Origin of the sequence: Devosia sp. RR2S18, assembly GCF_030177755.1 — a bacterium.
In the GTDB taxonomy this organism is placed as follows: domain Bacteria; phylum Pseudomonadota; class Alphaproteobacteria; order Rhizobiales; family Devosiaceae; genus Devosia; species Devosia rhizosphaerae.
This window is the reverse complement of sequence record NZ_CP126539.1, coordinates 2,291,674-2,303,185: the sequence shown is the minus strand read 5'-3', so window position 1 is coordinate 2,303,185 and position 11,512 is coordinate 2,291,674. Positions and strand designations below refer to the sequence as shown.

The 11,512-nt window shown below is 59.6% G+C and carries 12 protein-coding genes; 7 read left to right on the top strand and 5 right to left on the bottom strand.

The window, feature by feature from the left end; all coding sequences use genetic code 11:
* Positions 1 to 2: 2 nt before the first annotated feature.
* From QOV41_RS11390 to QOV41_RS11370, 5 genes are all read left to right on the top strand, one after another.
* On the top strand, positions 3 to 1,676 hold the full coding sequence (locus QOV41_RS11390; RefSeq protein WP_284576665.1) for a ribonuclease J: 1,674 nt from the start codon (positions 3 to 5) through the stop codon (positions 1,674 to 1,676).
* A 77-nt stretch (positions 1,677 to 1,753) separates the two neighbouring features.
* The gene (locus QOV41_RS11385; protein WP_284576663.1) at positions 1,754 to 2,002 is read left to right on the top strand and encodes a DUF1467 family protein; all 249 of its coding nucleotides are present in this window, start codon (positions 1,754 to 1,756) and stop codon (positions 2,000 to 2,002) included.
* A gap of 311 nt (positions 2,003 to 2,313) precedes the next feature.
* Positions 2,314 to 3,663: a proline--tRNA ligase gene (gene proS, locus QOV41_RS11380; protein WP_284576661.1), complete on the top strand. Its 1,350-nt coding sequence runs from the start codon at positions 2,314 to 2,316 to the stop codon at positions 3,661 to 3,663.
* Positions 3,660 to 5,030, top strand: a complete 1,371-nt coding sequence (locus QOV41_RS11375) for an ABC transporter permease (protein ID WP_415926710.1) — start codon at positions 3,660 to 3,662, stop codon at positions 5,028 to 5,030. The genes proS and QOV41_RS11375 overlap by 4 nt, the downstream gene beginning before the upstream one ends.
* Positions 5,023 to 5,709 carry an ABC transporter ATP-binding protein gene (locus QOV41_RS11370; RefSeq protein ID WP_284576659.1) on the top strand — a complete coding sequence of 229 codons (687 nt, stop codon included), beginning with the start codon at positions 5,023 to 5,025 and terminating at the stop codon, positions 5,707 to 5,709. The genes QOV41_RS11375 and QOV41_RS11370 overlap by 8 nt, the downstream gene beginning before the upstream one ends.
* A gap of 16 nt (positions 5,710 to 5,725) precedes the next feature.
* On the opposite strand, the gene QOV41_RS11365 is transcribed toward QOV41_RS11370, so the two are convergent.
* The 5 genes from QOV41_RS11365 to QOV41_RS11345 form a co-directional block, all read right to left on the bottom strand.
* A complete protein-coding gene (locus QOV41_RS11365; protein WP_284576657.1) occupies positions 5,726 to 6,142 on the bottom strand; it encodes an HIT family protein in 417 nt (138 codons plus the stop codon).
* Between the two features lie 73 nt (positions 6,143 to 6,215).
* On the bottom strand, positions 6,216 to 7,394 hold the full coding sequence (locus tag QOV41_RS11360; RefSeq protein WP_415926709.1) for a GNAT family N-acetyltransferase: 1,179 nt from the start codon (positions 7,392 to 7,394) through the stop codon (positions 6,216 to 6,218).
* 76 nt (positions 7,395 to 7,470) lie between these two features.
* Positions 7,471 to 7,929 (bottom strand): RidA family protein, encoded by a 459-nt coding sequence (locus QOV41_RS11355; RefSeq protein ID WP_284576655.1) that lies wholly within the window; start codon positions 7,927 to 7,929, stop codon positions 7,471 to 7,473.
* Entirely contained in the window at positions 7,926 to 9,260 is a 1,335-nt protein-coding gene (locus QOV41_RS11350; RefSeq protein ID WP_284581287.1) for a DNA polymerase IV, read from the bottom strand. The genes QOV41_RS11355 and QOV41_RS11350 overlap by 4 nt, the downstream gene beginning before the upstream one ends.
* A complete protein-coding gene (locus QOV41_RS11345) occupies positions 9,247 to 9,525 on the bottom strand; it encodes a DUF3572 family protein (protein ID WP_284576653.1) in 279 nt (92 codons plus the stop codon). The genes QOV41_RS11350 and QOV41_RS11345 overlap by 14 nt, the downstream gene beginning before the upstream one ends.
* Before the next feature lie 98 nt (positions 9,526 to 9,623).
* Between QOV41_RS11345 and QOV41_RS11340 the strand changes: the two genes are divergently transcribed.
* Both QOV41_RS11340 and QOV41_RS11335 read left to right on the top strand, forming a co-directional pair.
* Positions 9,624 to 9,995: a response regulator gene (locus QOV41_RS11340; RefSeq protein WP_236897936.1), complete on the top strand. Its 372-nt coding sequence runs from the start codon at positions 9,624 to 9,626 to the stop codon at positions 9,993 to 9,995.
* A gap of 75 nt (positions 9,996 to 10,070) precedes the next feature.
* Positions 10,071 to 11,441 (top strand): PleD family two-component system response regulator, encoded by a 1,371-nt coding sequence (locus tag QOV41_RS11335; protein ID WP_284576649.1) that lies wholly within the window; start codon positions 10,071 to 10,073, stop codon positions 11,439 to 11,441.
* Positions 11,442 to 11,512: the final 71 nt, after the last annotated feature.

The following is an 11,512-nucleotide window of genomic DNA, read 5'->3' as shown; positions in this document are numbered from 1 at the left end:
CTATGGCTAAGAACCAAAGGGATGAGCTCGTCTTTGTGCCGCTTGGCGGCGTCGGCGAAATCGGCATGAACATGGCGGCGTACGGGTTCGGTCCCGAACGGTCACGTAAGTGGATAGTGGTCGATTGCGGCGTCACCTTCGGCGGGCCAGACCTACCTGGCATCGAACTCATCATGGCCAATCCCGAGTTCCTGGAGGACCGCGCCGACGATGTCCTGGCGCTCATCCTGACGCACTCCCATGAGGACCACTACGGTGCCGTTCTCGACCTGTGGCCCGGCTTCGAGAAGCCCGTCTTCGCCACGCCTTTCACCGCGGCCATGCTGGCGGCAAAGCGGGCAGGGGACGGCATCGTCGAGAATGTCGACCTTACCATAATGCAGCCCGGGAAGCCCTTCACTGTTGGCCCATTCACCATTGAGCCGATCAATGTCGCGCATTCGATCCCCGAGTCGAACGCACTTCTGATCACCACCCCTGCCGGGCGCGTTTTGCACACCGGCGACTGGAAGCTCGATCCTACGCCAGTGGGCAATCAGCCGACCGATGTGGCTCGTCTCCAGAGAATTGGCGAGGACACTTCAAGCCCGCTGGCTCTGATTTGCGACTCGACCAACGCCCTCAAGGAGGGGGAAAGCCCAAGCGAGGCGGAGATTGCCGCTTCTTTGGACAGGTTGATTGCAAACGCGCCGCAGCGGGTTGCCGTAACGACGTTCGCTTCCAACGTCGGACGGGTGATTTCAATTGTTCGCGCAGCGGAGAGAGCCGGGCGGCAGGTGGTCATGTCGGGGCGCTCGCTGCATAGGATCATGGGAATTGCCCGCGAGATCGGTATGCTGGAGGGGCTTCCGCCGTTGCTTGATCAAGATGCCTACAAGAGCATTGCCCGCGACAAATGCGTGCTGATCTGCACGGGCTCGCAGGGAGAGGCACGCGCTGCCATTGCTCGCATAGCTCGGGGCGAGCACCCAGTCATCGACCTCAATGCCGGCGACCGCATGATTTTCTCATCTTGGGCCATCCCCGGCAACGAGCGGGAAGTCATCGATATCCAGAACCGTCTGATTGACCGGGGCGTCGAAGTCATTACAGCCAACGATGATCTCGTCCATGTCACAGGACACCCGCGTCGCGGCGAACTTCGAAAGATGTATGGCTGGGTGAAGCCGGAGGTCCTGGTGCCGGTGCATGGTGAAGCGATCCATCTCCAGGCGCATGCCAAGCTCGGGCGCGAAGCTGGCATCCCCAATGTCTGCGAAGCGCGCAATGGTGACATGGTGCGGCTCTTTCCCGAGCCACTCACATTCCCGAGCGAGGTTCGCACCGGCGAGCTCTATCTGGATGGGCTGGTACTCTGCACACCTGAAGAATCTGGCGTTAAGGGGCGCCGTCGTTTGTCATTCGGCGGCCATGTGGTGGTCAGCGTCTGCGTAAATAGCAGTGGGCACATTGTGTCGGGTCCCGATGTCGTCATCGAAGGACTACCTGAAACTGAGGACGAGTCGTTGGGCGACCTGGTCGAAGACACCATCGCTAACGTTCTCAAGTCGGTTCCGCCAAAGCGGCGGAGCGACACTGAGATGCTGAACTCCGCGCTGTTCAAGGCGATCCGCAACGAAGTGAACGCCTATTGGGGGCGCAAGCCCAATGTGTCGGTCTTTGTTCATCGGGTTTAGGCTGCGACGATAGGCGCTGCGCCTGCCTCTGTCGCCTTGGCCGGAGTGTCGATAAAAGGAGCCGAAAGGACATTTTCATGCCGATCGGCTCCATCATCGCTGTTTTCTTCGTTGTCTGGTGGATCTGCTTTGTGGCTGTGCTGCCTATAGGCACGCAAAGTCAGCACGAAGCAGGCGACATCACCCACGGCACCGACCCCGCTGCGCCTGTTCTCCCACGCATGTGGCGGAAGGCACTCATCGCGACGCTCTTGGCTGCAGTGTGCACACCCTTGCTGTTGCTTGGGGTGAGCAATGGCATCGTCCACGATTACTGGAACCGCTAGTCCGTACCAAGGTGAGCTTAGTTCCGCGGCGGTAATAAAAAAGCGGGGCACAAGTGCCCCGCTGATATGAGTTCGCTCGACAATACGTTGGTCTTAGGCGCGCTACAAAGCGGCTGCCAACGCTCCTCCCTAGACGTTGTCGACGTCCGGCGGTTTGGACCGCCTTTGCTTTATTGCGATGGACCCTAACAACGAAAACCGCTCCTGTCACGCAGATTCTGCATGCCTTCCATGCTTGCATCGTATGGACGAGTACGATTTGAGTGGGCATCAACAAAAGCTCTGAGTCGATTGTCCCAACGGGAGTTCACATGCGCCTGTCTCGCTATTTTCTGCCGGTGCTGCGCGATGTTCCCAAGGAAGCTGAGATCGTCTCGCATCGACTGATGCTGCGCGCCGGGATGATCCGCCAGCAGGCCTCAGGCCTCTATTCATGGCTGCCGCTTGGCTACAAGGTTCTGATGAAGGTGCAGCGCATCATCGAGGAGGAGCAGAACCGTGCCGGCGCCGTCGAGCTGCTAATGCCGACCATCCAATCGGCCGATCTCTGGCGGGAATCAGGGCGCTATGATGCCTACGGCAAGGAGATGCTCCGCATCGAAGATCGGCATGAGCGGGAGTTCCTATACGGCCCGACCAACGAGGAGATGATAACCGACATCTTCCGCTCGTACGTGAAATCCTACAAGGATCTGCCGCTCAACCTCTACCACATACAGTGGAAGTTCCGTGACGAGGTACGTCCGCGCTTCGGCACCATGCGTAGCCGCGAGTTCCTGATGAAGGACGCCTATAGCTTCGACCTCAACAAGGAAGAGGCGGTGAAGGCATACGAGCGTATGTTCGTGGCGTACTTGCGCACCTATGCGCGCCTGGGGCTTACCGCCATTCCAATGCGCGCCGATACTGGTCCCATCGGCGGAGATCTCAGCCATGAGTTCATCATTCTTGCCGAGACCGGCGAAAGCGCCGTGTTCTGCCATCGCGATCTGCTCGACAAGCCCATTCCTCCGAAGGATACCGATTTCCGCGGAAATCTGAAGCCGATCGTCGACGACTGGACCTCCCTTTACGCAGCCACCGAAGAGATGGTCGACGAAGCCGCGTACGAAGCTGCCGTGCCCGAAGACAAGCGCGTATCCGCTCGTGGCATTGAGGTTGGCCACATTTTCTACTTCGGCACCAAGTACTCTGCACCGATGAAGGCCTCCGTGACCGGTCAGGACGGCAAGGAGGCGGTTGTGCATATGGGGTCCTACGGCATCGGCCTGACCCGCGTGGTGCCTGCGATCATCGAAGCCAGCCATGACGACGCCGGCATCGTCTGGCCGGTATCGGTAGCGCCGTTCGAGGCTGTCATCATCAACCTCAAGGCTGGTGATCAGGACTGCGACGCAGCTTGTGACAAGCTATACGGCGAACTCACTGCTGCCGGGATCGACATGCTCTACGACGATCGGGATCAACCGGCGGGTGCCAAGTTCGCCACGGCCGACCTTGTGGGCATTCCGTATCAGCTGTTGCTGGGGCCGCGTGGGCTAAAGTCCGGCGAGGTCGAGATCAAGCACCGCAAGAGTGGTGAACGCGAGACACTGCCGATTGGTGACGCCGTCGCCCGCCTCAAGGCACTGATCGAACCACAAAGAAAGACCGACATTTGACGGACCAAACGGCTCCGGCGCAGGCTAAGGGCACAAGGCCATTTTCCCGGTTCGAATGGATGGTGGCAGGGCGCTACCTGCGTGCCCGGCGCAAGGAAGCCTTCATTTCCGTAATCGCCAGCCTGACAATGGTGGGCGTGGCCATTGGCGTTGCCACTCTCATTGTTGTCATGTCAGTGATGAATGGCTTTCGTGCGGAACTGCTGACCAAGATTCTCGGCCTCAATGGCCACTTCACGGCATTTCCCATCGAAGAACAGTTCACCGACTACGAGGAAACCGTCGCGACCCTGCAGCAAGTAAATGGCGTCGAGTTCGCCGTGTACTTCGTCGAAGGCCAGGTTCTGGCTTCAGGGCAGGGCAGTTCCACCGGTGTTTCTGTGCGCGGTATGGATGAGGAGAATATCCGCAAGCTCGACCTACTCTACAACTCCGCCATTCAGGGCGGATGGGACGATTGGGACAGTTCGCGCGGGGTCGCCATCGGCCATCGCCTCGCGTCGACGCTTGGCGTTACCCTTGGTGATCAGGTGCAGATCATCAATCCGAATGGCGCAATGACGCCTTTCGGCTCCACGCCGCAGATCCGTTCCTACCCGGTCAACGTGATTTTCGATCTCGGCATGGTCGAGTTCGACAGCTTCTACATGTACATGCCCTTTGAGCCGGCGCAGGACTACTTTCGGCTTTACGAGGAGGTTCTGAGGCCAGGCATGGGGCCGCTTGATCCATTGGCCACCGATGAAGAGATCGACGCCGCCTATGAGCGCATCGGGCAGGCATCCGCCGTCGAAATCTTCATCGACAATCCCGACGACGTAGCCGCGGTCCGCGAGCGCATCGCCGCCTTGCCGAACCTCCGCCCGCTGGTGCTGACCGACTGGCAACAGCGCAACGAAACTTTTTTTTCGGCACTGCAGGTCGAACGGGTGGTGATGTTCACCATTCTCTCGATGATCATCCTGGTAGCCGCATTCAACATCATCTCCAGCCTCATCATGCTGGTGAAAGACAAGAGCGCTGACATCGCGGTCCTCCGCACGATGGGGGCGACGCGCGGAGCCATCATGCGCATTTTCTCAATCACCGGCACAACCATCGGCGTCGTTGGTACGCTCTCAGGGCTGCTCCTGGGGCTCATTGTTGCGGCCAATGCCGAACCCTTGCGCGCCTTCATCTCCAACACGCTCGGTGTCACGATCTTTCCGCCCGAAGTATTCTATCTGACCTCGCTTCCCTCCAAGACAGACCCCGTTGAGGTGGCTGTGGTCGTGGGGTTGGCGCTCGGCCTGAGCTTCCTGGCGACGCTCTATCCCGCCTGGCGGGCCGCACAATATGATCCGGTAGAGGCGCTGCGCTATGAATAGGCCGCACCTGATCCTCACCGATGTTCACCGGCACTATGGCGACGGCGCCAAGACCGTTCGTGTGCTAGAAGCCGCTAACCTCACGGTAGCCAGCGGCGAACTCGTCGCGCTGGTCGCCCCCTCGGGAGCTGGCAAGTCTACTCTTCTCCACCTGTCAGGCCTGCTCGAATCCCCACAGAGTGGCGAAGTGGAGATCACGGGTATCAAGACGTCTCAGCTTGGGGACCGCGGCCGCACCCAACTCAGACGTTCCACTGTCGGCTACGTGTACCAGTTCCACCACTTGCTGCCCGAGTTCACGGCCCTCGAGAACGTGTCGATGCCCCAGTTGATCGCTGGCAAGTCTCCCGAGCAGGCCAAGGGCAGGTCGATGGAATTGCTGGACCTTCTCGGCATCGGACAGCGAGCTTCGCATCGGCCAGCGGAACTCTCGGGTGGTGAACAACAGCGAGTGGCGATAGCGCGTGCCGCGGCCAATCATCCCAAGATCATTTTGGCGGATGAGCCCACCGGCAATCTCGATCCGGAAACCAGCGACATCGTCTTTGCGGCACTCGCCGCACTGATCAAGGACGAGGGCGCGGCTGCTCTGATTGCCACGCACAACCACGACCTTGCCCGCAGGGCAGACCGGATCGTGACGCTGAAGGGCGGCCTCGTGATACCGCATAGTCTCTGACCGGCGACGCCTGGGCTTAGAGGCGTGCGGCAATCTCCTGCGCCAACTCCGCCAGCTCGCCATCATCGGCCTTGCCGCCGCCATGACTGCCAAGGTCTACGCCCTCATACATGGGAATGACGTGAAAATGCAGGTGGAACACGGTTTGGCCCGCGGGGGTCTCATTGAACTGCGCTAGCCTCACGCCATCGGCGCCCGTGGCTGCTTTGGCTGCAATTGCCACGCGCTGTACAAGTGGCATCACCTCCGCAAGGACTGCTGGGTCTGCATCGAAGAGGTTACGAGAAGCGGCTTTGGGAATGACCAGGACATGCCCGCGCGATTGCGGGAAAATGTCCATCATCACCAGGGCACTCTCGTCCTCGTAGACCTTATGGCAAGGAAGCTCATTCCGCAGGATCTTGCCGAAAATGTTCGAGGGATCATAGCTCATGTGTACCCAGTCTCCACGTATCGATTCCCTCGACTAATAGAGCTCTGGAGGTGGCTAGGGAAGGCAGGGCCGTCTAATCGAGATCTGTTCGTTCACCCTTGCGGAAGGGGGTAAACTGTTGGAGCAGGTCGCTGTTTTGTTCCACTGCCACGCGTTCATGCTCGATGTAGTCAGCGACGGCGTCCCGCAGGCCGGGATGAGCGATCCAGTGCGCCGAATGCGTAATGGCAGGGGCATAGCCGCGGGCCAGCTTGTGCTCGCCCTGGGCGCCCGCCTCAACCACTGAAAGCTTGTGCTGGATGGCGTAGTCGATCGCCTGGTAATAGCAGAGCTCGAAATGGAGAAACGGCACATCCCGCGTGCAGCCCCAGTTTCTTCCATAGATTCGGTCACTGCCCACGAAGTTGATGGCACCCGCTATAGGCTCAGCCCCGTCATAGGCGAGCATCAGGACAACGCGGTCAGCCATTTTCTCGCCGAGGAGTGAAAAAAACGAGCGATTGAGGTAAGGACGGCCCCACTTCCGCGAGCCTGTGTCTTCGTAAAACTCGAAAAAGGCGTCCCAATGATGCTCTTTGAGGTCCGAGCCACTCAACCATTGCACTTTTAGCCCATCAGCCAAAGCGTCCCGGCGTTCCCGCTTTATTGTCTTCCGTTTGCGTGAGGCTAAGGTGCCGAGGAAATCTTCGAAGCTCTCGTAACTGTCATTATGCCAATGAAATTGTGTGTCGATGCGGTGCAGCCAGCCAGCCTGCTCGACAAGGCTGGCTTCGCGCTCCGGCACAAAGGTCATGTGGACCGAGGATGCTTCGCGCTGCATCGCGAGCTGCTGCGCTGATGAGAGCAAGGCCGCCTCGATTTCTAGACTACCAGAGGGTACCAGGAGCTTGGGCGCGGTTGCCGGCGTGAACGGCACTGAACATTGGAGCTTGGGATAGTACTGGCCGCCCGCACGTTCGAGAGCATTTGCCCACCCATGGTCGAAGACATATTCTCCCATCGAGTGGGACTTGAGGAAAAGGGGCAGCAGGCCCAAGGGAGTGCCGGCGTTATCCGACACAACTATGTGTTGCGGCTGCCAACCCGTCCGTGCAGTGGCGCAGCCCGACTCTTCAAGGGCCAGGAAAAAGGCGTGGTCCAGAAACGGGTTGTCGGGCTTTCCACCCGTCCTGGGTACAAGCTCGTTCCAAACCTCAGCGGTTATGCTGGCGGTACTGGGATGGATGGTCGCTGTGTAACTACTGGCGGACAATGTGTGGTGGAGTGCCTTCAGGAGTGTGCGGTCTCGATATGGCGAGCCTGGTGCAGAGCTTCAACCACGCTGGCGATCAAACCTCTACCACCGCCTCAATCTCTACTGCAGCGCCGAAGGGGAGCGAGGCCACCCCAAAGGCGGCACGGGCGTGTTTTCCTTTGTCGCCGAGCACAGTGACGAGAAGATTGGAACAGCCGTTGGCAACCAGGTGCTGCTCGGTGAAGTCGGGCGTAGAGGCAACCAGCACGGTGACCTTGAGGATCTGCTTGATCTCGTCCAGAGGAACACCGCCAACATTGGCAATCTGCGACAGGACGTTGATGGCGGCCAACTCCGCTGCGTTGGCGCCCTGTACCACGTTCATCGTGTCACCCAGCAGGCCCATCACCACGCCAGCTTCGTTGCTGGAGATCTGGCCCGAGACATAGAGGATGTTGCCAGAACGCGAGACTGGGACGTAGCTAGCGACCGGCGCCTTCGGCGCTGGAAGTTCGTAGCCGTATTCTCGAAGCCGCTCGATCGCGTTGGTCATCTGTGGGTTCCTTCGTCTTCATCAATATCTATCGGGGGACGGCTAGGCTTTTGTCCATAAAGCTTGCCACGAATGAGCGCTTCACGACCAAATTTCGACCTGACCCGGTCCATAGCACGCTCAGCGGCGGCTTTGCGGGCAATCTGCGGTTCAAGCAGGTCGACTGCATCGGTGCCAGCCGCCGCTTCCAGCCCAGAAACGCCAATGCCGATCAGACGAAAAGCTGTGCCATCGAGCTCTCGTTCCAATAGCGACATGCCTGTCTCGTAGATCACATTGGCAAGCTGAGTGGGGATCATCAAGTGGCGAGCCCGCGTCCGGAGGCGGAAGCCTGCCGTTTTGAGCTTCAGCGTGAGGGTGTCGCCTACGATGCTCTTTGCCTTGAGTCGGTCGGAAAGCCGTTCGCTGCATTTGAGGAGCTCGGTGGAGAGTGCGTCAACCGAACTCAAGTCAGTGTTGAAGGTGGTCTCCGACGAGATAGTCTTCATCTCGCTTGTGCGCGAGATCGCTCGGCTGTCCAGGCCTCTGCATAATCTTGCGAGTCGAGCGCCAGTCTCTCCATAGCGCCGGATGAGGTTTTCTGGTGCCTCTTCTTGTAACTGGCCGATCGTCGTGAGGCCGTCTTTGCGGAGCGTTTCGGCGAAGACCTTCCCGACCCCGTAGATCATGCTGATTGGCTTTGGCGCGAGGAAAGACAGCGTTTCAGCCGCGCCGATCACGGCAAATCCCCTTGGCTTGTCGAGATCGGAAGCGACCTTGGCGAGAAACTTGTTGTGGCTCAGCCCAACTGAAATAGTCACGCCGATCTCCTTCTCGACCGACTGGGCGAAGCGGGCGAGCACCAGAGCCGGCGGTGCCTTGTGCAAGGCGGCGGTACCGGAAAGATCGAGGAACGCTTCATCGATCGAGATCGGCTCGACAAGTGGGGTAAGGGCGTCCATTTGCCGTCGGATCGCCCGGCTCACCTCGACATATTTAGCCATGTTCGGCTTGAGGACCACCGCGTCGGGACACAACTGCCGCGCCTTAAACATGGGCATTGCCGAGCGTACACCCGATTGTCGAGCGATATAGCAGCAGGTGGAGACCACGCCGCGCACGCCTCCACCGATGATCAGCGGCTTGTCACGCAAGCTTGGATCGTCTCGTTTCTCAACTGAGGCGTAGAAGGCGTCACAATCGACATGAGCAATGCTCAGCTGAAACAGCTCATCATGGCTCCGTAGACGTGGCGAGCCGCATTTCGGGCACCGGTTGGGCGATCCCTCTCCGGAGCCGTGTGACAAACAATCTCGACACAGCCAATCGCCGCTCAATTCAGCCGCCGTGATTGTGGCTGTGCCACACGCGCATGAAGTCCTCAGGCGAGATGCCGGCATTGGCGCAAAGGGCGAGTAGCAGTGGCTCGTTGGACGCGAAATAGTCGAGCAATCCATGGTGCAGGGCAGGGGATCCAACTGAGCGCCGAAGCGATTCTGGGCTAAAGCCAGCCTGCTGCATGAAGGCGAGCAACTCCTCCGGATTCTCTGCAAGATGGCCCAAACAGGCATCCGCCAAGGCTGCGGTCGAAGTCTCGGCCTCTTGCGGACGCGCCACACCGGCCTCCTTGAGTGGTTTGTAAAGAGATTCAATGCTAGCTCATCCAAGCTGCAAAACGAAGTGCCACCAGCGCCCTTGGAGACGGGGAAGGACTTATGCCCAAGACAGTGATGATCGTGGAAGACAACGAGCTCAACATGAAGCTCTTCAACGATCTGCTTGAATCGCGGGGCTATTCCGTCATCCAAACCCGTAATGGGATGGAGGCACTCGATCTCGCACGCGCTCACCACCCTGATCTGATACTGATGGACATCCAACTGCCCGAAGTCTCCGGCCTGGTTGTTACCAAATGGCTCAAGGACGACGACGAGCTCGCCCATATTCCCGTGATTGCCGTGACGGCCTTTGCAATGAAGGGGGACGAGGAACGCATCCTCCAGGGTGGGTGCGAGGGCTACATCAGCAAGCCCATCTCGGTGCCACACTTTCTGGAAACCATTGCCCGCTACATTGGCCCGGCCTGAGCCTAGTGCTCGGAGCGACATGCCGCTTGTCCTGGTGGACGCCAGTGAGCGGCGAACTGGTATCTGGGGGCCAGAGTGACCGCACGCGTTCTTATCGTCGACGACATTCCCACCAATGTTCGCCTGCTCGAAGCTCGGCTGAACGCCGAGTACTATGACGTTGTAACGGCGTCTTCCGGACCCGAGGCGCTCTCCCTCTGCCAGAGTTCGGACATCGACATCGTCCTTCTAGACGTGATGATGCCGGACATGGACGGGTTCGAGGTTTGCCAGCGTCTCAAGGCCGATACCCGCACCCAGCACATTCCCGTCCTCATGGTCACAGCGCTGGACCAGCCCTCCGACCGGGTGCGGGGCCTGCAAGTGGGTGCCGATGACTTCCTGACCAAGCCGGTCGATGACATGCAATTGCTGGCTCGGGTCAAAAGTCTCGTGCGGCTCAAATCGCTGACCGACGAACTGCGGGCGCGCGCCACCACCGGGCAGCAGATTGCCATCGAAGATGCCATGCGGGCGATGGACCAGGTCACCTCGGCCGGTGGCTCCATTCTGATTATCGACTCGGATGGCCGCCACGCCGAACGCATCAAGGGGTACCTTACGCCCGAACACAGGGTCGACATCCTGACCCAGCCTGCCGATGCCGTGTTTCAGGTAACCGGCGCCCATTACGAACTCGCGTTGATCGCGATGTCGCTGACGGATTTCGACCCGTTGCGCGTCTGTTCGCAGATCCGGACGCTCGAGCACACTCGGACGCTGCCGATCATCCTGATGTCCGATGAGGTCGATAAGCCCAAGGTGATGCGCGCGCTCGACCTTGGCGTGAACGACTATATCAGCCGCCCCGTGGAGCGGAACGAACTCGCCGCCCGGGTGCGGACGCAGATCCGGCGCCACCGCTACGCCCAGGAGCTGCGGCAGAGCGTCAACAACACCATGGCCCTGGCTGTCACCGACGACATGACCGGGCTCTACAACCGGCGCTATTTGGACCGGCACCTCTCCGTGATGCTCGAGAAGGCCCAGAGCCAGGATCGGGACATGGCGCTGATGATTCTCGATATCGACCACTTCAAGGCCGTGAACGACACCTACGGCCACGATGCCGGCGACGCCGCGCTCAAGGAATTTGCGGCGCGATTGAAGCGCAACATCCGTGGCGTGGACCTGGCCTGCCGCTTTGGCGGGGAGGAGTTCGTGGTGCTCATGCCCGACACCGACCACCAGCAAGCCGAAGCCGTTGCTGAACGCGTCCGCAACGCCATTGCCGAGCGCAGCTTTGACGTTGGTGCGGGGCGGCCGCTGTCGCTGACCGTATCGGCCGGCGTGGCACTCAACGAAACCGAAAGCGATACGCCCGAGACCCTGATCAAGCGCGCTGATCTGGCGCTCTACCGGGCCAAGCGCGAGGGCCGTAATCGCGTTGTTTTCGACGCGGCGTAGCTTCACATCGCCTGTTAGGGTTATCTGTTATAATTAACAAGCACTTACCGGCTTCAAAGGGCGGGATTTGC

Bases quoted from the DNA above. Each gene is read 5' to 3' on its own strand.
- QOV41_RS11340 (WP_236897936.1), top strand. From the start codon at position 9,624: ATGCCCAAGACAGTGATGATCGTGGAAGACAACGAGCTCAACATGAAG.
- QOV41_RS11355 (WP_284576655.1), bottom strand. From the start codon at position 7,929: ATGACCAACGCGATCGAGCGGCTTCGAGAATACGGCTACGAACTTCCA.
- proS (WP_284576661.1), top strand. From the start codon at position 2,314: ATGCGCCTGTCTCGCTATTTTCTGCCGGTGCTGCGCGATGTTCCCAAG.
- QOV41_RS11390 (WP_284576665.1), top strand. From the start codon at position 3: ATGGCTAAGAACCAAAGGGATGAGCTCGTCTTTGTGCCGCTTGGCGGC.
- QOV41_RS11370 (WP_284576659.1), top strand. From the start codon at position 5,023: ATGAATAGGCCGCACCTGATCCTCACCGATGTTCACCGGCACTATGGC.
- QOV41_RS11365 (WP_284576657.1), bottom strand. From the start codon at position 6,142: ATGAGCTATGATCCCTCGAACATTTTCGGCAAGATCCTGCGGAATGAG.
- QOV41_RS11385 (WP_284576663.1), top strand. From the start codon at position 1,754: ATGCCGATCGGCTCCATCATCGCTGTTTTCTTCGTTGTCTGGTGGATC.